Below are 19,481 nucleotides of genomic sequence, written 5' to 3' on the forward strand. Positions count from 1 at the left end.
GGCACGGCCAGCAGTTCGCTTGTTCAATCAAACCTCAGGATCGTTCCACCCGAGGGAACAGGTGAGTTGCGAACCTTAATATCCCAACGCTCGGGAATCCTCGCCCTTTAGGGCGGGGAGGATGTCAAGCGGGTCCGGATGCGATCGAATCGTGTGTCGCCGAACACAACACATTTACCGGCCGAGTCCCCGAAGAGGAAGACGCAATGACCGAGGAGTTCAGGGTTCTCTATCTCACCTCCGACCCGACTCCGGAACCGGAGCTTCCGGACGGCCCCGGCTCGGGACTCTCCGTCGAAACCGTGGGCGCCGTCGACGAGCTCGCCGGACGGCTCCGCACCGACGGCGCGGACTGCGTGGTCGTCTGCGAGGACCGCGACCACGACGGGCTCGCCGAGGTGCACGACGCCTACGCGGACACGGTGCCGTTCGTGCACGTCACGACCAACCCGGCGCTCGACGCCGACGAGGTGGTCGGCGACGGCGTGCTCCACACCCTCTCGGACGGCCAGCCCGTGCCGTTCTGCGAGCTCGCCGCCTACGTCTCCACCAGCGCCGAGTTCACCGACCCCGCCAACCGCTTCGCGGTGTTCGCCCACCACGCACAGGACGGCGTCGTGACCGCCGACAGCGACGGTCACGTCACCGAGACCAACCCCGCGATGGCGGACATCTTCGGCTTCGAAGACGGCGAGCTCGTCGGCGAGCACCTCTCGACGCTGCTCCCCGAAGACGGCGGTAATCGGTCGCTCCTGCCCCCGTTCGCGCCGGACGGCGAGGACACGGCCCTCCAGTGGCAGCCGATCCGGTTCACCGCGACCGACGCCGACGGCAGCGATGTTCCTGTCCTCGTGACGTTCGGCCGGTTCGAGACGGCCTCCGGCGCACACTACACGGGCGTGGTCCGCGACGTCTCCCAGCGCGAGCGTCTGGAATCCGAGCTGGAGTCCCACCTCGAACGGGTGACGGACGCGTTCTTCGCGCTCGACACCGAGTTCCGCTTCCGCTACGTCAACGAACGGGCCGCCGAACTCATCGACGTCGACCCCGACACGGTCGCCGGCGACCTGGTCTGGGATCGGTTCCCCGCCGCCGTCGACAGCCGGTTCCAGGCGCAGTACGAGCAGGCCATGGAGACACAGGAGTCGGTCTCCTTCGAGGAGTACTTCCCGCCGCTGTCGACGTGGTTCTCGGTCCGGGCCTACCCCTCCGAGACGGGGCTGTCCGTGTACTTCCGCGACGTGACCGAACGGAAGGAGCGCGAGCAGGCTCTCGAACGCCAGCGCGACGAGCTGGAAGGGCTTGCCCAGCTCAACCGTGTCCTCCAGCACGTCAACGAGACGCTGGTCACCGCGGCGAACCGGACGGTGGTCGAGCGGTCTGTCTGCGAACAGCTCGTGGAGTCGTCGCTGTTCGCGGCGGCATGGCTCGGCCGGGTCGACTCCCGTCGCGACACGGTCGAGCCGGCGACGAGCGCGGGCCAGGACGGGGTCGAGCCCGAGTCGACAGTGCCCGTCAGCGAGGCGGTCACCCACCCGGCGGGCCGGGCGGTCGCGTCCCAGTCGGTCGAACTGGTCGACGACCTCGCCGCGCTCGACTCCGCCGACCCGTGGGTCGAGGCTGCGCGCGAACGGGGTTTCTCGTCGGTCGCGGCCGTGCCGGTCTCGTACAAGGGCTCCCAGTACGGCGTCGTCGCCGTGTTCGCGACGAAGCCCGACGCGTTCAGCGAGGGCGTGGTCGAGACGCTCTCGCAGCTCCAGAGCGTCGTCGGCCTGGCCATCAACGCGACCGAGCGCCGCGCCGCCCTCATCGCCGACGGCACCATCCAGGTGGGGCTGGCGCTCCGCGACGCGTCCAACCCGCTGTTCCGGGCCGTCGAGGAGCACGACCTGGTCGTCGAACTCGACGGGGCGACCGCCATCGACGACCACACGTTCGTCGAGTACTTCACGGTCACCGGTGACCCCGACGAGACGTTCTTCGACATCATCAGGGCGTTCGACCGCGTCGAGGGGCTCACCGTGCTCGACCAGGGCCCCGAGGAGACGCTCGTGACGATGACGATCGTCGACCCACCCATCTCGACGCTGCTCGCCGAACACGGCGGCACGGTCCGCGAGATAGTCGTCGAGGACGGCTCGGCGGAACTCGTCGCGGAGCTCCCGAAGTCGGGGTCCATCCGGTCGGTGGTCGACTCGCTCGAGGGGATGTTCGAGACCGTCGACCTCCGGACCAAGCGCGAACGAAAGCGCCCCGAACGACGGGTCTCCGAGTTCCGGTCGACACTCGATGACCAGCTCACCGACCGCCAGCGCGAGGTGCTGGAGGCCGCGCTACGGGACGGCTACTTCGAGTGGCCCCGCGAGAGCGACGCCGAGGAGATCGCGGCGACACTCGGCATCTCCTCGCCGACGTTCCACGAGCACCTCCGGGCGGCACAGCAGAAGCTGCTCACCGACCTGTTCGACGTGCCACCGGCCGACCGCGAACGCGACGTCAGGGCGGGCGAACGGCCCTGACGGCAGGCGGTCCCGGACGGAAGCATTCCGTGCGCGGAGGGCTACTCCGCTCGTTCCTGCCAGCGGTCCCGACAGCTGTGGTCGCAGAACGAGAGGATTTGGACGGCTCCGTCGCCCCTCTTCGTGGACGCAGCTGGGTGCCACTCGTCGGTCTCGACGGGGGCACCACACGTCGCACAGGTCGCTTCGGTATCCTCGCTCGCCGAGACCGCCTCTGGCTCTGCTGAGGTCATCGTCCCTTCCATCCCTCGCTAGGACATGAACCCACGTAAGGGTGGGACCAAGCCACTCTGGGTCGCACAGTCGAACCTACGTGGATAGGGGTTCAGCCGGTGTTCTGCATCCCCGCCGCGATGCCCTTGACCGTGAGCCTGAGCGTCTGCTCCTCGGCATCGGTGCGGTGGCTCTGGGCGAGTAGTCGCGTCTGAAGCAGGTTCAGGGGGTCGACGTAGGGGTTGCGTCGGCGGAGGCTCTCGCCGTACCAGTCGCGGGCGTACAGCGTCTCCCGCTCCGTGATGCTCGTCACGAGGTCGGTCGCGCGCTCGTACTCGGCGTTGACACGCGGGAAGAACCGCTCGCGCAGGTCGGGTTCGGCGAGGTCGGCGTAGTGGGTCGTTATCTCGAGGTCCGTCCGGGCGAGCGAGAGCGCGGCGTTGTCGAGCATCGACCGGAAGAACGGCCACGAGTCGTACATCTCCTGCAGCGTCTCGACGTCGCCGCCCGAATCGAGGTAGGCGTCGATACCGGTCGCGAGCGCGTACCAGCCCGGGAGGATGCAGCGCGACTGCGTCCACGAGAACACCCACGGGATGGCCCGGAGGTCCTCGACGCTGCGCTCGCCCGAGCGCGAGGCCGGGCGCGAGCCGAGGTTCAGGTCCTCGATGACCGTGATGGGTGTCGCCTGTTCGAAGTACTCGACGAACCCCTCCGTCTCGAGCAGGTCGCGGTACTCGTCGCGCGCAGCGTCCGCCATCGTCTCCATCGCGTCGACCCAGCTATCGGGGACCGACTCCTCCGGGGTCTCGATGGCGTTGCGTCGCGCCCGCAGCTGGGCGTTGAGCATCTGGGAGATCTCGCGCTCCGCGACACGCGGGTTGGCGTACTTCTCGGCGATGGCCTCGCCCTGTTCGGTGAACTTCACCTGACCCGTCACCGAGCGGTTGGGGAGCGCGAGCAGCGCCTCGTGCATCGGCCCGCCGCCGCGGGAGATGGAGCCGCCGCGGCCGTGGAACAGCCGCAGCGTCACGTCGAACTCGTCGCAGACATCGGCGAGGCGACGCTGGTTCTCGTACAGCGACCAGTTCGCCGCGAGGAAGCCGTTCTCCTTGTTCGAGTCGGAGTAGCCGAGCATGATCTCCTGGGTGCCCCCGCGGGCTTCGAGCGCCCCGGCGTAGGCCTCGTTCTCGAACAGCGTACCCATGATGCGACGGGCACCCGAGAGCGCGCTCTCGGTCTCCAGCAGCGGGACGACGTCGAGCCCGCAGTAGCCGGGGAGTTCGACGACCCCGGCCTGGTCGGCGAGGAACAGCACCTCCAGCACGTGGCTCGGCTCCTCGGTCATCGAGATGGCGTAGGTGTCGATGGCGTCCACGCCGTACTCGGCCTGCCAGTCCGCGAGGTGGTCGAACCGTCGGAGCACGCGGGTGGGGATGTCGTCGAGGCCCGCCGTGTCGGTCACGTCGACGACCGGCTCGGCCTGCAGGATTGCTTCGGTGAGCGTCTCGACGCGCTCGTCCTCGTCGAGCGCGTCGTACTCGATGCCCTCGCGGGCGAGCGCCGCCGCCACGGTCTCGGTGTGGTTCTCCTGATGGTCGCGCAGGTCGAGGCTGGCCAGCGAGAAGCCGAACGTCGCGACCTGTCTGCGGGCGGGCTCGACGTGGGCGTCGACGATGACCTCGCCGCCGTTGGCGCGCAGGCTCTCGGCCAGCACGTCGAGGTCGGCGGCGAGGTCGGCGGCGTCCTCGTAGCCGCCGGGGCGGACGTCGTCCACGCGGTCGAGCCGCTCGCGCATCAGCTTCAGCTTCTGGCGGTAGGGTTCGGTCGGATAGCGCGCCTCGGCCTCGTCGACGACGCCGGGCAGTCGCTCGCGGTCGGCCGCCAGCGACGCCTCGAACTGCTCGCCGACGTCGATGCGGTCGGCGTCCTGGCTGAGGATGCCCGACAGCGACTTCAGCTCGTCGCGGTAGCGCTCGAGGACGACCCGTCGCTGCCGCGAGAGGGTCTCGGTCGTCACCTCCGGCGTGACGAAGGGGTTGCCGTCGCGGTCGCTGCCGGCCCACGAGCGGAACTCGAACAGCTTGCCCACGTCGAGGTCGTCGAACGACTCGCCCAGCGCGTCCTCGAGGTCGGCGTACACGTCCGCGGTCACGTCGAACAGCGTGTTCTCGAGGTACCACTGGACGTTGCGCGCCTCGTCGGTCGGGTGCGGCTGGCGGTCCCGGACCTGCGGCGTCTGCCAGAGGCTCGTCACCTCCGCCTCGAGGTCGCGTTCGACGGCCTCGGTCTCGTCGTCGGTCAGGCGCTGCTCGTCGAGCGTCTCGAGGTGGTCGGCGACCGACCGGAGCTTCGCCTTCACCGTCTTCCGTCGCGCCTCGGTCGGGTGCGCGGTGAACGTCGGCTCGACGAGCACGTCGTCGAGCACCTGCTGGACCCGCTCGGGGTCGTCCGCGGCCAGCTTCTCGACGGCCTCGCGGACGCCATCCGAGAGCGTCCCGTCCTGCTCGCCACGACGGACCGCCCTGACGCGCTCGCGCTCCTCGGCGAGGTTGATGAGTTCGAAGTACGTGGTGAACGCGCGGGCGACGACGCTCGACAGCTCCGGCGTGATGCCGTCGAGTTCGGCCACGAGTTCGTCGCGGTCCGCACGCTCCCCGTGTCGGTAGTCGATGGCTGCCGTCCTGATGGACTCGACCGTGTCGAACGCCCCCGTGGAGGACTGCGCTTCGAGCACGTCACCCAGGAGCGCGCCGAGCTCCCGGACGTCCTGCCGAACGTTCCTGTCGTGCAAGCTCATACCACGGGGTACGGTAGCGAGCCGTATAACGGCCCCAGACGGTGGAGAAAATTGCCACTCGATTACGAGTAAAGAATCGTGCTGTCAGTTGTAGCCCCGCCACTTCTTCCCGCATTCGGTGCACTTGAAGAAGCGCGTCGGGGGCTCGTCGGCGGAGGCGGTCTGCTGGATGTAGTACCACGCCTTCTCGGTGCCGCACTCGTCACAGCGCACGTCGGTGGCGGTGGGTTTCCCCTCGAACTCCGCGTTCTCCTCGGTCTCGATGACCTCGCTGTCGGTCTGTGACTCCGTGCTGACGAACTCGCTCTCGTCGCCGCCGCGGGCCTCGCTGGCCCCGCAGCTGGAACAGATCCACTCGTCGCCCTGTGCCTTCATCATCGAACCGCAGTTGTCGCAGAATTGCATCGTTGTAGTGTACGTTCGCTACCGGGTGCGTTCGAGTCGTTCGTCTTCGAGTATCTTCGGACAGTCGACGACCTCGAACTCGTCCATGCTCGCCTCGCTGCGGATGGTCGTCCCCTCGTGGGTGCAGCCGACCTCCGGCGGGTCGGTGAAGAACTCGCAGCGCTGGCAGTACTTGCTCTTCGAGATGGTCCGGACCTCCGGCGCGTCGGGTTCGGGCTCGGCCGTCGGCTCCTCGGTCGACACCTGCTCCCAGAGCGCATCGCTGTCCACGTCGCCGACGTCGACGGACTCGAACAGGTCGTCCGGCTCGGCATCGCGCTCCTCGCGGCGGCGCTCGAACTCGTCGGCCATCTCACCGAGCGGGCCCGCACGCTCGCCCTCCAGCTCCGGCGGGGACTCCCCGTCCGCCCCGGTTACCTCGTGGGTCACGTCCTCGACGCTCGGTGCGTCGTCGTCGGCCCCGACCTCGCTCGGGTCCGCTTCGTCCATCCCGTCGCCTTCGTCGTCGCCCTCGGCGTCGACGCTCGGCGGCACGGACTCCGTGTCCACCATCTCGTCGACGAGGTCGTCGAGCGGGTCGTGGTCGTCTGTCATTCTCTCCCCTCGATGTCGGGTGCGGAGCGGTCGTCGTCCTCGAAGAACGTCTCGTCGAGCCCCTCGTCGATGTCCGGCTCGGCGCTCTCGGGCAGCGCCGGTGCGTCACCCGTGAGGAGCCGGTTCGAGCCGAACGGCCCGAACGAGTCGCTCGCTCGAACGTCGGTGATCGAGCTCGCGCAGTGGGGGCACGCGGGCTCGGTCAGCAGCGCGATCCGGACCGTCGAGGAGCACTCCTCGCACTTCGCACGCTCGATGCCCTCGCGGTTGGCCGCGAGTCTGAGCGTGTCGACCGACGACCGGCGCGCCTCCGCCGCGGCCAGCCGCAGCACCTCCTCGCGGAGGTCGACGGTCAGGCGCGCGAGCGTCGTCAGCTTGGTGTCGAGGTCGTCGGTGGTGTCGCTCAGGTACCGCAGGATGGTCTCGTAGTTGTCGAAGCCCGCGTCGAGCTCCGCCGAGAGCTCCGCGACGGCGTCGTCGAGCTCGTCGAGCTCCGCCCGGACCCCGTCGAACTGCTCGACCGTCGCCGAGAGCTCGTCGAGTCGAGCGACCAGCTCCTCGTGGCTGTGGTCCGCGGGCGCCTTCTCGTCCGTCTCGTGTTTCACCTGGATGACGCGCTCGCGGACGTCCTGAAGCAGCTCGGTGTACTCCTCGCGCTGCGCTTCGAGGCGCTCGTCCAGCTCCCCGCTCCGGCCCTCGAGCAGCGACGAGAGATCGTACGCCTCGTCCTCGTTCGCCGCCGAGACCGTCCGGTACGCGGACAGGAGCTGTTCCAGCAACGCCTCCGGAGGGACGCCTTGCTCGCTCGCCTGGTCGTGCAACCACTCCCCCAGTTCCGGCGGTAGCTGCACGGATAGGTCGACGTGCTCCTCGCTCGCCATTCGTGCGCAGTTCGACTGGGAAACGCTTAAGGCTTGTTGCAGGCGAAGCGACGGCCCTCAACGGATTTTGCGCACGTCGCTGATGTCGAACCCGCCGTCGTGGATCTCCGTCTCGAACTGGATGATGTTCTCGTCCTCCAGCCGCGAGAGCACACCCCGGAACTGCTTGACGACGAGGGTACGCGCCCGCTCGGAGCCACCGGACTCCCACTCGAACAGCAACGTCCCGTCGGTCGCATCCATCAGCCGGCCGAGGTGCTGGTCCGACAGTGCTTCGGTGTTCACCAGCAGCAGCACCATCCCGCCCCACCGGTACGAGGCCTTCTTCAGTCCCTTCATCAGCAGGGTGATCTGGTTCCAGTCCATCTGCTCCTCGGCCGCACTCAGCAGGTCCGTCACCGAGTCGATCACGACGAGGTTGCCCCCGCCGTGCTCGTTGAGGTACTCCCCGATGGCGTTGAGCGTCCCACGGCGGTCCCGGTCGCCCAGCGAGCCGATGTCCGGCGTCGCGTTCGAGTACCACTCCCGGGGCACCTGCGACAGCTGGAAGTACTGGCTCGACAGGTCCGCGAACTCGACGTGCTTCGTGCCGGCATCGACCAGCTCGTCGTCCATCACGTACCGCATCTCCTCCAGCAACGCGTTGCTGTCGGCGGTGAAGGAGATGTAGTGCACCTCCTCCGGGAACCGGGCCTGGTCGTGCGCGTTCCCGTAGTACAGGTCGAACAGCTCCTGGTCCGACTCCTTCAGCCCGTTCATCGCGACGCTCGTGTAGACGAACTCCCGGGCGCCGGCCCCGACCTCGCCCGCGAGCAACACGACGCTCCCGGGTGGCGCGCCACCGCCGATCATCGAGTCAAGCCGGGAGATCCCCGTCGGCAGCCGTTCCATATCCCGGCAGTCGGTCGGTGCGTAGGTAACCGTTACGGCGGCTGGTGGTTGGATTGGCTGTGGGAGTTGGGTCCTGTACCGCTGTGGTTGGAACTACTGGCACCGCGAACAGCCAGAAAGCCCCGGTGGCTGTGCAATCGTTTAAACCACATCCCGCGGCCAGACCCGGCGTGACCTGAGAGTGGTCCGACGGCGGGCAGCGGGTGTGTGCCACGTCGCCGTCGGCGCGGGAGTGGTGCCTGTTCGCCAGCGCGGGAGCCACAGCTATCGAGCGCAGGGTCTTTCTCCGCGGCGGTCCTCGCTCCGGCCATGCGACTCACCGAGTTCTGCGAACGACTCGACGACGAGCTCCGGACGGGGGACTTCGCCGACCTCGACGCCAGCGCGAACGGCCTGCAGGTCGGGCCCGAACGGGGGACCGTCGAGCGCGTCGCCTTCTGCACGGACGGCGTGAGACAGACGTTCGAGCGGGCGGCCGACTGGGGCGCGGACGCCGTCGTCGTCCACCACGGCATCTCCTGGGGCGGCATCGAACGCATCACCGGCCGGACGTACGGCCGCGTCGCGCCGCTGGTCGACCACGACGTCGCGCTCTACGTCTCGCACCTACCGCTCGACTCGCACCCCGAACTCGGCAACGCCGCCGGACTCGCGGACCTGTTGGCGCTGGAAGACCGGGAGCCGTTCGGCCGCGTCGGCCCGGAGCACGTCGGCCAGCGCGGTCGTGCCAGCGACGCGTTCACCGTCGACGAGTTGCGCGAGACGCTCGCCGGCGAGCTCTCGACCGGCGGCCAGCCCGTCCGGACCATCGACTTCGGCCCCGACGAGATCCGCGACGTGGCCATCGCCACCGGCGACGGCTCGGACTACGTCCCCGAGGCCGGCGCGAAGGACGTCGACGCGCTCGTGATGGGTGAGGGCAAGCAGAAGACCTACCACGAGGCTCGCGAGGCCGGCCTGAACGTGTTCCTCGCCGGCCACTACGCCACAGAGACGTTCGGCGTCCGGAACCTGCAGGACTGGGTCGAGACGTGGGACGAGGGGATAGAGACGACGTTCCTCGACGTTCCAACCGGCCTCTGAGTCGTTTCGTTCACCGCGACGCGGGACGGAACGATTAACTCGACAGCCGGGCGACATCTGTTATGAGCGGCACCACCCTCGACGAAGCGACGCTCTTCGGCGGGGTCGGCGTGGGCTCTGTCGCCTTCCTCGCCGGGAACCTGCTGACCGGCAGCCTGGTCGTCGCCCGCACCGCCGTCGCGGGCGACGCTCTGCTCACCGACACGTTCACCAGGGTTGGCTGGCGGTTCTACGCGAGCCGGTCGACGCCGCGGTCACGGGCGCGGCCGTCACGGCCGGATACCTGTTCGGCGCGGTCGCCGGTCGCCTCCTCCTCGTGACGGTCCTCACCCCACCGTTCCCGGCGGCCCCTGCCCTCGTCGAGACCGTCCTCTACGCCGGGCTCGCCTTCCCCCTCGTCTTCGGTGGCATCGGCGGCGACCTCGGTGCCCGGGTCGCCTGAGCCGGGGAAAGAGTATTGCCGCCGGCAGGGGTAGCGTGGCCCATGACCCTTCTCGTCCCGTTCGACGGCGCGGCGCTGTCGACCACCGCACTCCGACGCGCCACCGAGTTCGCGACGTTCCGCGACGAACAGCTGGTCGTCCTCACCGTCGTCCCCGACGACCCCGAGTACGCCCGCGAGCGCGACTGGTTGGACCCCGGTGACACGTTCGACGTGGGCGTCATCGAGCGCAAGCTCCGCCAGCGCGTGCTCGACCTCGCGCCCGAGGCCGACTTCCGCTGCGAGCTCATCGAGAACGTCGAACCCGTCGCCAGCGAGACGACCGACGTGGCTCGTCGCATCCGCGAGGTCGCGGCGGAACTCGACGTCAGCGTCGTCTTCGTCGGCAGCGAGAACGCCGGGCGCGTGACGAACCCGCTCTCCAGCGTCGGCTCGCCAGTCGCCGACACCCCGCAGTACGACGTGTACATCGCCCGCCGGCGCGACGAGTGAGAACGCTGTTTCTCGCGGGTGATGTCGCTCCGGGTGGCCAACGACGCCGCATCGGATTCTCCTACACGAGTTCGGCGTCGATGGCTTCGCCCGCCCGGTCGACGGCCGCTTCAGCCCGGCTGAGGAGTACAGCCACTGCACCCTCGTCGTAGCCTGCGCCGTCGTCCCCGGACAGGAGTTCGAGCGCCTCGGTCAGGAAGGAGACGGTGGTCGAGAGCTGGCGGTCGGTCGTGCGGCCGTCGCCACGCTGTGCGGCGGCAGTGGCACCCTCAGCCGCTTCCAGTGCCTGGGCCAGTCGCTCCCGCACCTCGCCGCCCCCACTGGCCGCGTCCGCGAGAGAACGGGCCAGTTCGAGCAGCGCGACCAGTTCGTCTCGGAGCGTCGTCGCCAGCGACAGCTTGCCGGTCTCGACGACCTCGCGGACGACGTCCCCGTTCTCGTCGAAGGAGTCCGGTGTCACCCGGTACGCGCCGAGTCGTCCGTCACCGTCCACGACCTCGACGGTGTAGTGCCCGTCGCGGTGGACGGCGACCGCGAACCGGTCGTCCTCGGCGGGGTCGCCGTCGTAGACGACGCCGGCGTAGTCCTCGACGACCCGGACGTGGGTGATCCCGTTCGCAGTCCGGCCGTCGCCGCGGATCCACCCGGCGTCCTCGTTCGCGACGAGCGTCAGTTCGCCGTCCGACCCGGCACGGAACGTCCCGCCCTCGTGGACGAAGCGCTGCGCGAGCGGTGCGTACCCCGGGCCGTTGAGGGCGAGGAGGTGCTCACCGGGGGCGACGTGGAGGTAGCCGAAGGCACCATCACGGGTGACCGTCGCGACCGGGTCCTCGCTGGCGAGGCGGACGGCGGCCTCGACCGGCAGCCCGAACAGCGAGACGGTCGCGACGTCGGCGAGCGCATCCTGGGCGCTGTCGGCAACGCCGTCGAGTGCACCCGTCGCACCACTCCCGAGCTGTCGGGCCCGCCCGACGACACGGTCGAGCAGGCCCGACGGCTCGCTCCCGTCGATGTATCGACGGTGGGCGGGGTCGGTGACGTCGTCCAGGGGGTCCGAGAACCGCGGCTGCTGCCAGGGGATGCCGACAGACGTGAGAAAGCTGGCGAAGCGGTCCTCGACGAACCCCGGGATGACGAACTCGAAGCTGAGCTGGGGCCCGACGAAGCCGTCGACTGCGTCGGCGACGTTCGACAGCGGCTCCAGCGTGTACCGGACGTCGGCCTCGGTCGAGCTGTCGACGTGGGCGAAGGTGAGTCCCGGCTCGCGGAGCGGGAGGTCGGCGGGCGGGCGTGCGAGGTCACGCCAGCCGCTCACGGTCACGCTCTCGTCGACGAAGTCGTCGGTCCCGACCGACAGCGACGGGTGGTCGTCGAGGCGGTGGCCGTCGAGCTCCGGCATGACGAAGGGGAGTCTGGCCCCCTCGTCGCGGGGCAGCCCGTACGCGAACGGCGACCCCAGGTTCAGGCTGAAGCCAAGGAGCTCGTTGGTGACGTCCGCGTCCCGGTCACCGGTCGGCAGGCGCTCGAAGCTCGGGAGCAGCTCGTTCACCTCGCTGGCGCTCGAGTGTGAGCCGACCTCGGTGAGGATGCCCGGGCGGCGGTCGCCACCCAGCGCCGGGTCGCGGAACTCGTTGTTCGGGACGGACCGGGCGTGGGCGCTCGCCGACAGCAACAGCGGCGCTCCCGTCTCCCGATCGACGAACACCTGGAGAAGCTCCCAGTCGTGCCAGTGGAAGTTGACGGTGAACTGGTCGAACGTGGAGTAGAACCAGTACTGGAGCGCGTCGACGCCGTCGGCTGCTTCGACGACGTTGTAGAACGCCACCGGGGCGGGGGGTTCCCCCGCCTCCGCGTACGCCGCGGCGTAGCCCTCCAGCGCCGCGAACCCGTCGACGACCCGGCCCTCGTGGGTCTCGACGACGTACGGTCGCGGGTCGGTCGGGAACCACTTTTCGAGCGTGCCGAAGTAGAGGTCCGGGGCGTACCGTGCCACCAGTTCGGGGACCTCTTCGGTCGTGTCACCGTCGGCTCGCTCGGTCCCTTCGGATGTGGTCGCCGTTGCGGACGGCGACGGGTCCGTGTCGCCCCCGTCGTCGTCCCGTGAGAGAGCCCACGCGCCGGCGGCGCCACCCATTCCGACCGTCGCGAGCGCCGCGTACACGAGGAGTCGCCGTCGCCGCTCGTCGTCGACGTCGCTGTCCTCATCCAGTTCCCCATCCGTCACCCCATCGTTCGTCGACATGATTCGCTCCCGGAACCATTGGCTGGCCGACTATAACTGCCTTCCGCGTGGGGTACTCGGGGACGCTACCGGCGTGGGGCACCGGACAGCCGCGACACGTCACATCGCCCGCCGGCGCGACGAGTGAGAACGCTCTTTTCCGCGGGTGGTGTAGCTCCGGCTGGCCGATGACGACGCACCCGCTCCGAGCCGGGGTGGCTCCCGGCGGTGACGAGCCCTATGAGTGCCGAGGCCAGCATTCCATCCATCCGTTCGAGGAGACGACGAGCGAACGTCGGAGACTCGCGGCTCTTGCTGCCGACAGTATCTGCATCCTACCGTCTCTAAGGGCCTACTAATAATTAGAGCACGCCGGCTAGTGGAATCAATCGGAGTGATGGTGTTTATTCTCGATCAGTTCACAGATACAGCCGATGGTTCCGGCGCTTCCGGGGCCGACCCCGACAATCCGATGGCCCGGTTGATTCGGTGGGTTCTCCTGTACGGGGACCGGCGGGTACTCGCACTCGTCACCACAATCATCATCCTCTCAGTGCAGCTTATCATCGGAACCGTCTGGGAGTTCGAGATGGAACGACTCGTCACCGAGACGCGAGCGGTCCAGACCCTGTTCAACACGTTGCTCGGGGGCATCATCCTCTTCGTCTCGGTGGTGCTCTCGATCAATACTGCGGCCCTCGCCCAGGAGTTCGCTCCGCTCCAGGTCAAACTGGCACGCATCGAGGATTCCATCGGTTTCCAGGTCGAACTGGAGGAACTCGCAGACGAGGGCGTCAGCCCGTCCGGACTACAGCCGTTCCTCGAGTTCGTTATCGGGGCGATCCACGCCGAAACGGAATCACTCCGAACCTCCGATAACTCTACCGACGACGAGCGAGCCAGGGCGGACCTGCTAGCGTTCGTCGACGAGATCAACACCCAGCTGGCGCGGATCGAGAATCGCATGAGGAGAACGAACCCGCAGGTCTCTATCGTCCTGTTGAGCACTCTCGAGTACCCCTACGCACGCCACATCAACGTGACCCGCCGCCTGAAGTCCGTCCACAGGGACGAACTCACGGAATCGGATCGCAGTTCGCTCGCGACACTGCTGAAGGTACTAACGATCCTCGCGTCCGGTCGTGAGTACTTCACGACGCTGTACTATAAACGGGAGCTCGGGAACCTGTCGAGTAGCCTCCTCGTCCTCTCGCTCCCGGTCATCGTCTTCACGGCGTACGTGCTGCTCGCGATGGATGCCGGACTCTTTCCGCGAACGACTCTCCTGGGGCTTGGATCGCGGCTCCTCTACGTCAACCTCGCGTTCGTTATCGCGCTCTCGCCCTACGTCCTCCTCAGTTCGTACATGCTTCGCATCCTCACCGTCTCGAAACATTCCCTCGAATCGACCGTGTTCACCCTCGATTCAGATGTCGAACTGGAGTTCGACTCGTAGGACACTCGGCCCACGGTCGACTTACGGACGGAACCGGAATCACGGCGCAGTCGATGGGACCATGATCCGATCGGTGGTTTACACCCCCACCGTCGTAGCTGTTGACACGGGATGTTCGACCTGCAACTGGACCTCCCGACGGTGCGCTCCACGGCCATGCACAGCGAACTGCTGCAGATCCTGGTCGCCATCAGCGTCCCGTACGCGATGTACCGCATCACGCAGATGTCTCAGATGCTGACCTGGCGGGATAGCGCCGTCACCCTCGCGCGGGTCATGACGCCGGTCGTCGTCCTGGCACTCCAGGGGGTGCTGGGTGGCGCGTCGGTCATCGGTGTCCCGAGTGCGCTCGTGCTCAACTCGCTCGGTGTCATCGTCGTGGAGTGAGCGGCGGGTCCGAGACCGTCCTCCATCGCCGGAACGTCCAGCCGAGTCGTCGTGCTCGGCTGTATACGCGGTCGGCGGGAGAACACCCCCGCCATCGGTGGTGGGCCCGTCGCGGCAACGCCGACACCAACATGAACATTTATGATAGATTGGTGCAGAGGTAGGGGCACGATGAGTCACGTACTCGCAGCACGCGCGGCCAACCCGGCACCGAATCGACCGCAGGCGACCACAACACCACCCAGACGACCCACCACATGAGCACACGTACCGACGCCACCAGCACGAGTCCGCGCATCGACGAGTCGCCCGACTTCTCCCGCCCCGAACCGACGAGCGACCCCGAACGCGATTCTCCACCCACGGACGTCTCCTGGACCGCCCAGTGCCAGCGCCAGTTCGACACCGCCGACACCGGCCGCTGCAAGAACCTCGCCGACGACGGGAACGAGTCGATGCACGACGGCGTCTGAACCGTCCACCGAAGCCGCCGACGCCCTCCAACCCGCACGTATGAGCGACCTGACGTGATGAGCCCGTGTAGAGCGATGGTGGGGACGACCTCCACGACCGGACCGTCCGGGGGAAGGCGTACGTGAACGACCTCCGGAACGAGTTCGTGTTCGAATCGGACGTGACCGGGCGCGCGCTGGCCGCCTTCGAGGACCACGAATCGAGTCGCCGCGGGTGCCGGGCGGCGTCGACGCTGGCGGCGAGTGAGTCCGCGGGTCTCCCTCTCCCCGGTCGGTCACCGCGTCGCAGGGGCCGGGAGCGATTCGACGACGGCCGAACCGCTCCGGACTACCCGCCGAGCGACTCGAACCGGTCGGCATCGATGGGCTCCGAGTCGGCCCTCACCGAGGCGTAGACGCGTTCGGCCCACTCGCGGGCGATGGGAGAGTCGGTGTCGACGAACACCTGCATCTGGCCGGTCCGCTCGTCGTAGCCGCCGATACCGACGCGGTCGTCGAAGAGCGCGAGCCCGTAGGGGAGGTCGTCCCGGGTCCGGAGCGTGAGGTGCCCGCGTTCGACGGCCTCGGCGGCCCGTTCGGGGTAGGTCTCGAACAGTTTCTCGACGATGCTCGGGAGGTAGATGACCTCGCTGTCGGTCCCGTCGAACAGCCGCTGGTGGAACGCGCCGAGGACGAGCGGGGCCATGTGTGTGGTGTTGAACCCGCGGAACGTCCCGGAGTCGTCGACGAGTGCGACGAACCGCTCGACGGGCCGGTACGGGGCGTCGGGTGCGGCGACGGTGACCGTGGCGTCGACGAACGGCTCGACGACGAACTCCTGGTGGTCCTCGCAGATGGCGTCCAGCAGCGGTCCGAGCCGGTGGACGGTCCCGACGTTGGCCTCGAACCGGAGGACCTCGTCGGCGACGGCCTCGCCACGACCGGTGAGCTGGAACCGTCCCTCGACCTTCTCGACGAGTCCCTGGTCGTCGAGCCACTGGGTCAGGCGGTGGCTCGTGGCGCGCGAGACGTCGAGGCGCTCCTCGATCTCCCGGCGGTCCAGCGGTTCCCGGCGGAGCGACTCCAGAACGGGACCGTGGCGGACGAGGTCGCCGAGGAAGTCGGTCCCGAGACGCTCGCCAGCCCCGTCGAGACGCCGTCCGAGGTGCTGCCGGCTCCGCGCGTTCTCGAGCAGCGCCTCGAGTATCGGCGAGCCGGGCCCGGGACGGGGTCGGTCGGCTCCCCAGCCGTCTTCGTCGGTTCCCATGGCCGGTTCTACGTGGACCTACGCGACGACGGGTAGTAACTCTCCGTGTACGAGTCCGGACAGTTCACGACGTGAGACGGCATTCACGTCGCGAACATCGTCCGATGGGTGAGGCCAACAGCCGCGCTGCCGTCTGTTCGGCTATGGCGACGACAGCACTCGACGACGGACGGGTCGAACAGCTCGAAGCGACGCTCCGGGGCGAGCTCCTCCGCCCCGGTGACGCCCGGTACGACGATGGACGCGCCGTGTGGAACGGCGTCATCGACAGGTATCCGGCCCTCATCGCACGCTGTCGGGGCGTCGCGGACGTCCAGCGAGCGGTCGGGTTCGCCCGCGAGACCGACCTCCCGCTTGCCGTTCGGGGTGGTGGGCACAACGTCGCCGGGACGGCGGTGTGTGACGACGGGCTGGTCGTCGACTGCTCGGAGATGACCGCGGTCAGGGTCGACCCCGATGGACGGACGGCGTGGGTGGAGAGCGGGGCGACGTGGGCCGACGTCGACCACGAGACGCAGGCGTTCGGGCTCGCCACACCCGGCGGCGTCGTCTCCGACACCGGGGTCGCCGGGCTGACCCTCGGCGGCGGTATCGGCCACCTGCGATGCAAGCACGGCCTGAGCTGTGACAACCTGCGTGCCGTCGAGCTCGTCACCGCGGACGGCGAGTTCGTCCGCGCCAGCGGGACTGAGAACGCCGAGCTGTTCTGGGGGCTGCGCGGCGGCGGCGGCAACTTCGGCGTCGTCACCGGCTTCGAGTTCGACCTCCACCCTGTCGGCCCCGAGGTGGCGACCGCTCTCGTGTTCTACCCGAGCGACCGGCTGGCGGCGGTCCTCCGAGCGTACCGCGAGTTCGTCGCGGACGCGCCCCGCGAGATCAGCAGTCTCGTCTTCGCCGGGGAGCTCCCCGAAGAGGAGCTGTTCGACGCCGGTGACCGCCACCGCCAGAAGTTCGCCATCATGGCCTGCTACGCGGGCGACCCGGACGAGGGCGAGGCCGCGCTCGCGCCCCTCCGGGAGTTCGCGGAGCCCCTCGCGGACGTGAGCGGGACGATGCCGTACGTCGAGTTCCAGCAGCTCCTCGACGCGGACTACCCCGACGGAATGCGCTACTACTGGAAGTCGTGCTACCTCGACGGGCTGTCCGACGCCGCCATCGACCGCATCGAGCACTGGGCCGCCGCGGCACCCTCCCCGCTCTCGACGGTCGACGTCTGGCAGCTCGGCGGTGCCATCGCGGACGTCGATATCGACGAGAGCGCGTTCGGCGGCCGTGAGGCCCCGTACCTCCTCGGCGTGGAGGCCAACTGGGAGGACCCCGAGGCCGACGAGGCGAACGTCGGGTGGGTCCGGGACTGCCTCGACGACATGCGGCGGTTCTCGGACGGCTCGCTGTACCTGAACTTCGCGGGCTTCCTGGAGGAGAACGACGAGATGGTGCACGCGACGTTCGGCGACGCGTACGACCGGCTGGTCGCGCTGAAGGACGCCTACGACCCGACGAACCTGTTCAATCGGAACCAGAACGTCCGCCCGTCCGGCGACGGTGGTCGGTGAGCCCGCCCGGTTTGCAGTCGAACCCCGGCCGAGAACCGCACGGATGTCGGTTCGAAAAGTGGGGCTGCTGGCGATTACCGGGACGACGGAGTGAACTACCGACAGGACCAGTTTAATTAGATAAGTTTTATGGCCGACTACTCGTCAGGTAGTAACATGGTACCTAGTACCAGAAGAGACGTTCTCAAGGTAAGCGGGGCACTGCTCGGGGGAATCGCGGTCGGGTCCACGGTCACGGCGGCGACATCGACGGACCGGTTCATCGTTCGAACGAAGGGACAGGGACTACCCAGCGGCGTCGAGGTCGTCCACGAGATGCCGGGGACCAAGCTCGCCGTCGTCTCGGGAGACGAGGACGCGCTGTCGTCCTCGAACCGGGTCAAGGAGTACGCGCCTGACACCCTGATCGAGATCGGCGAACCAGCGGTGAACACCGACGCGCCGACGGTGGAGGAGAGCAACGTGACGGACGAGCCGCTCTACGACCTCCAGTGGGACAAGCAGGACCTCGACGTCGAGACGGCCCACGAGACGACAACGGGCGAGGGGACCCGGGTCGCCATCATCGACACGGGTGTGGCCGCCGGTCACCCGGACCTGGAAGTGAACGAGGATCTGTCGCAGAACTTCACCGGTGACGGTCTCGGTTCCGCCAATCCGGCCGGCGGCTACCACGGCACCCACGTCGGCGGTATCGTGGGGGCCAGCGTCAACGGCACCGGCGTCATCGGAACCGCGCCAGGAACCGAGCTCGTCGACTGCCGCGTATTCTCTCCCAGTTCGCTCGCGTCCTTCGGCGACATCCTCGCGGCCGTTGTCTACAGCGCGAACATCGGCGCGGACGTAGCGAACCTCTCCATCGGGGCCTATCCGGTGACGCGGCAGGCGCAGGGCCAGTTCTACGGGAAGGTGCTCAACCGCACGATGACCTACGCGAACAGCCAGGGCACCCTGCTGGTCATCTCCGCGGGCAACGACGCGGCCGACCTCCAGCACGACGGTAACGTCATCAGCCTGCCTAACGAGGGCGCACAGGCACTGTCGGTGTCCGCGACCGGTCCAGTAGGCTTCGGTTGGGACGCCAGTAGCTACGGCGGCGAGCAGCCAGAGCAGACCCCGGCGTTCTACACGAATTACGGTACCAATGCCGTCGACCTTGGCGCGCCGGGTGGAAATACCAGTCCAGCCGCCGCCGCTGAAGAGCCGGAAGGTTGGTACCTCGATCTCGTGCTGAACACCGTCGCGATTCCGACCTACGAGACGGACGACGAGGAGAACGTCACCGGCATCTCTGACGTCAACTACACCTACAGCTGGGTTGCCGGCACCTCGATGGCCGCACCCAACGTCGCCGGGGCCGCAGCACTGGTCAAGAGCGCGAACCCGGACTACAACGCGAACCAGGTCGAGTCGGCGCTCAAGCGGGCGGCCGACGTGCCCGACGGCTTCGACAAGGAGTACTACGGCAGCGGCTACCTGAACATCGTCGACGCGCTGTAGGTCGACCACTGGGGCGCATCCACCATCGACCGTTTCTCTGAACACCGGCCGCCGAGCCCGGGGCAGCGACCGTCGCGGGGTCCGTCCGCGACCGGGTACCAGCCTGGACCGACGGCGTGCAACGGTGCACCACGTGAGCAGCACGGGAGCCTGCGTCGGCCGGTTCGTGAGCCGACCCCTCGACGGTCTCGACAGAGGCCGGACCTGCCTGGAGGACCACGTCCCGTCGGACCACGACGGCATCGCCGTCGCCGGACGCTTCGGCGGTCGCGAGTCCAGAACGTGTCACCCCCAAACGACTTTGTGTTCGATGCGCGTCCGC

General features: G+C 68.3%; 18 protein-coding genes. 10 read left to right on the forward strand and 8 right to left on the reverse strand.

Annotated elements, in window-relative coordinates:
- Nucleotides 1-206: 206 nt before the first annotated feature.
- On the forward strand, nucleotides 207-2,519 hold the full coding sequence (locus tag NOW55_RS12385) for a bacterio-opsin activator domain-containing protein (protein ID WP_256400419.1): 2,313 nt from the start codon (nucleotides 207-209) through the stop codon (nucleotides 2,517-2,519).
- 41 nt (nucleotides 2,520-2,560) lie between these two features.
- Here the strand turns inward: NOW55_RS12385 and NOW55_RS12390 are convergent, their stop codons facing one another.
- The 6 genes from NOW55_RS12390 to NOW55_RS12415 form a co-directional block, all read right to left on the reverse strand.
- Nucleotides 2,561-2,752, reverse strand: coding sequence for a DUF7576 family protein (locus NOW55_RS12390; protein WP_256400420.1), 192 nt, complete (start codon nucleotides 2,750-2,752; stop codon nucleotides 2,561-2,563).
- 92 nt (nucleotides 2,753-2,844) lie between these two features.
- Nucleotides 2,845-5,532 carry a phosphoenolpyruvate carboxylase gene (gene ppc / locus NOW55_RS12395; protein ID WP_256400421.1) on the reverse strand — a complete coding sequence of 896 codons (2,688 nt, stop codon included), beginning with the start codon at nucleotides 5,530-5,532 and terminating at the stop codon, nucleotides 2,845-2,847.
- Nucleotides 5,533-5,616: 84 nt separating this feature from the next.
- The gene (locus NOW55_RS12400; RefSeq protein ID WP_256400422.1) at nucleotides 5,617-5,937 is read right to left on the reverse strand and encodes a transcription factor S; all 321 of its coding nucleotides are present in this window, start codon (nucleotides 5,935-5,937) and stop codon (nucleotides 5,617-5,619) included.
- Nucleotides 5,938-5,955: 18 nt separating this feature from the next.
- Complete coding sequence (locus tag NOW55_RS12405; protein ID WP_256400423.1) at nucleotides 5,956-6,531, reverse strand: DUF8135 domain-containing protein; 576 nt, start codon at nucleotides 6,529-6,531, stop codon at nucleotides 5,956-5,958.
- Nucleotides 6,528-7,412 (reverse strand): AAA family ATPase, encoded by an 885-nt coding sequence (locus NOW55_RS12410; RefSeq protein ID WP_256400424.1) that lies wholly within the window; start codon nucleotides 7,410-7,412, stop codon nucleotides 6,528-6,530. The genes NOW55_RS12405 and NOW55_RS12410 overlap by 4 nt, the downstream gene beginning before the upstream one ends.
- Before the next feature lie 57 nt (nucleotides 7,413-7,469).
- Nucleotides 7,470-8,303, reverse strand: coding sequence for an RAD55 family ATPase (locus tag NOW55_RS12415; RefSeq protein WP_256400425.1), 834 nt, complete (start codon nucleotides 8,301-8,303; stop codon nucleotides 7,470-7,472).
- A 309-nt stretch (nucleotides 8,304-8,612) separates the two neighbouring features.
- On the opposite strand from NOW55_RS12415, the gene NOW55_RS12420 reads away from it, so the two are divergent.
- The 4 genes from NOW55_RS12420 (at nucleotide 8,613) to NOW55_RS12435 (ending at nucleotide 10,320) form a co-directional block, all read left to right on the forward strand.
- A complete protein-coding gene (locus tag NOW55_RS12420; protein WP_256400426.1) occupies nucleotides 8,613-9,386 on the forward strand; it encodes a Nif3-like dinuclear metal center hexameric protein in 774 nt (257 codons plus the stop codon).
- A 62-nt stretch (nucleotides 9,387-9,448) separates the two neighbouring features.
- Complete coding sequence (locus NOW55_RS12425) at nucleotides 9,449-9,706, forward strand: hypothetical protein (RefSeq protein WP_256400427.1); 258 nt, start codon at nucleotides 9,449-9,451, stop codon at nucleotides 9,704-9,706.
- Nucleotides 9,670-9,828 (forward strand): DUF7978 family protein, encoded by a 159-nt coding sequence (locus NOW55_RS12430; protein ID WP_497007274.1) that lies wholly within the window; start codon nucleotides 9,670-9,672, stop codon nucleotides 9,826-9,828. The genes NOW55_RS12425 and NOW55_RS12430 overlap by 37 nt, the downstream gene beginning before the upstream one ends.
- Before the next feature lie 42 nt (nucleotides 9,829-9,870).
- Nucleotides 9,871-10,320: a universal stress protein gene (locus tag NOW55_RS12435; RefSeq protein ID WP_256400429.1), complete on the forward strand. Its 450-nt coding sequence runs from the start codon at nucleotides 9,871-9,873 to the stop codon at nucleotides 10,318-10,320.
- 61 nt (nucleotides 10,321-10,381) lie between these two features.
- Here the strand turns inward: NOW55_RS12435 and NOW55_RS12440 are convergent, their stop codons facing one another.
- Nucleotides 10,382-12,562, reverse strand: a complete 2,181-nt coding sequence (locus tag NOW55_RS12440; protein ID WP_256400430.1) for a hypothetical protein — start codon at nucleotides 12,560-12,562, stop codon at nucleotides 10,382-10,384.
- Between the two features lie 358 nt (nucleotides 12,563-12,920).
- Between NOW55_RS12440 and NOW55_RS12445 the strand changes: the two genes are divergently transcribed.
- The 3 genes from NOW55_RS12445 (at nucleotide 12,921) to NOW55_RS12455 (ending at nucleotide 14,857) form a co-directional block, all read left to right on the forward strand.
- Nucleotides 12,921-13,997, forward strand: coding sequence for a DUF7972 family membrane protein (locus NOW55_RS12445; RefSeq protein ID WP_256400431.1), 1,077 nt, complete (start codon nucleotides 12,921-12,923; stop codon nucleotides 13,995-13,997).
- A 111-nt stretch (nucleotides 13,998-14,108) separates the two neighbouring features.
- A complete protein-coding gene (locus NOW55_RS12450; protein WP_256400432.1) occupies nucleotides 14,109-14,384 on the forward strand; it encodes a hypothetical protein in 276 nt (91 codons plus the stop codon).
- A gap of 257 nt (nucleotides 14,385-14,641) precedes the next feature.
- Nucleotides 14,642-14,857 carry a hypothetical protein gene (locus tag NOW55_RS12455; RefSeq protein ID WP_256400433.1) on the forward strand — a complete coding sequence of 72 codons (216 nt, stop codon included), beginning with the start codon at nucleotides 14,642-14,644 and terminating at the stop codon, nucleotides 14,855-14,857.
- A 328-nt stretch (nucleotides 14,858-15,185) separates the two neighbouring features.
- On the opposite strand, the gene NOW55_RS12460 is transcribed toward NOW55_RS12455, so the two are convergent.
- Nucleotides 15,186-16,103, reverse strand: a complete 918-nt coding sequence (locus NOW55_RS12460) for a helix-turn-helix transcriptional regulator (protein WP_256400434.1) — start codon at nucleotides 16,101-16,103, stop codon at nucleotides 15,186-15,188.
- A 143-nt stretch (nucleotides 16,104-16,246) separates the two neighbouring features.
- Here NOW55_RS12460 and NOW55_RS12465 point away from each other — a divergent pair, with 143 nt between their 5' ends.
- Both NOW55_RS12465 and NOW55_RS12470 read left to right on the forward strand, forming a co-directional pair.
- On the forward strand, nucleotides 16,247-17,659 hold the full coding sequence (locus NOW55_RS12465; protein WP_256400435.1) for an FAD-binding oxidoreductase: 1,413 nt from the start codon (nucleotides 16,247-16,249) through the stop codon (nucleotides 17,657-17,659).
- Nucleotides 17,660-17,815: 156 nt separating this feature from the next.
- Entirely contained in the window at nucleotides 17,816-19,159 is a 1,344-nt protein-coding gene (locus tag NOW55_RS12470) for a S8 family serine peptidase (RefSeq protein ID WP_256400436.1), read from the forward strand.
- The last annotated feature ends 322 nt before the right edge of the window (nucleotides 19,160-19,481 follow it).

The sequence above is a fragment of the Haloarchaeobius litoreus genome (assembly GCF_024495425.1).
Taxonomy (GTDB): Archaea; Halobacteriota; Halobacteria; order Halobacteriales; family Natrialbaceae; genus Haloarchaeobius; species Haloarchaeobius litoreus.

Bases quoted from the DNA above. Each gene is read 5' to 3' on its own strand.
- NOW55_RS12385 (WP_256400419.1), top strand. From the start codon at position 207: ATGACCGAGGAGTTCAGGGTTCTCTATCTCACCTCCGACCCGACTCCG.
- NOW55_RS12390 (WP_256400420.1), bottom strand. From the start codon at position 2,752: ATGACCTCAGCAGAGCCAGAGGCGGTCTCGGCGAGCGAGGATACCGAA.
- ppc (WP_256400421.1), bottom strand. From the start codon at position 5,532: ATGAGCTTGCACGACAGGAACGTTCGGCAGGACGTCCGGGAGCTCGGC.
- NOW55_RS12400 (WP_256400422.1), bottom strand. From the start codon at position 5,937: ATGCAATTCTGCGACAACTGCGGTTCGATGATGAAGGCACAGGGCGAC.
- NOW55_RS12405 (WP_256400423.1), bottom strand. From the start codon at position 6,531: ATGACAGACGACCACGACCCGCTCGACGACCTCGTCGACGAGATGGTG.
- NOW55_RS12410 (WP_256400424.1), bottom strand. From the start codon at position 7,412: ATGGCGAGCGAGGAGCACGTCGACCTATCCGTGCAGCTACCGCCGGAA.
- NOW55_RS12415 (WP_256400425.1), bottom strand. From the start codon at position 8,303: ATGGAACGGCTGCCGACGGGGATCTCCCGGCTTGACTCGATGATCGGC.
- NOW55_RS12420 (WP_256400426.1), top strand. From the start codon at position 8,613: ATGCGACTCACCGAGTTCTGCGAACGACTCGACGACGAGCTCCGGACG.
- NOW55_RS12425 (WP_256400427.1), top strand. From the start codon at position 9,449: ATGAGCGGCACCACCCTCGACGAAGCGACGCTCTTCGGCGGGGTCGGC.
- NOW55_RS12435 (WP_256400429.1), top strand. From the start codon at position 9,871: ATGACCCTTCTCGTCCCGTTCGACGGCGCGGCGCTGTCGACCACCGCA.
- NOW55_RS12440 (WP_256400430.1), bottom strand. From the start codon at position 12,562: ATGTCGACGAACGATGGGGTGACGGATGGGGAACTGGATGAGGACAGC.
- NOW55_RS12450 (WP_256400432.1), top strand. From the start codon at position 14,109: ATGTTCGACCTGCAACTGGACCTCCCGACGGTGCGCTCCACGGCCATG.
- NOW55_RS12455 (WP_256400433.1), top strand. From the start codon at position 14,642: ATGAGCACACGTACCGACGCCACCAGCACGAGTCCGCGCATCGACGAG.
- NOW55_RS12460 (WP_256400434.1), bottom strand. From the start codon at position 16,103: ATGGGAACCGACGAAGACGGCTGGGGAGCCGACCGACCCCGTCCCGGG.
- NOW55_RS12465 (WP_256400435.1), top strand. From the start codon at position 16,247: ATGGCGACGACAGCACTCGACGACGGACGGGTCGAACAGCTCGAAGCG.
- NOW55_RS12470 (WP_256400436.1), top strand. From the start codon at position 17,816: ATGGTACCTAGTACCAGAAGAGACGTTCTCAAGGTAAGCGGGGCACTG.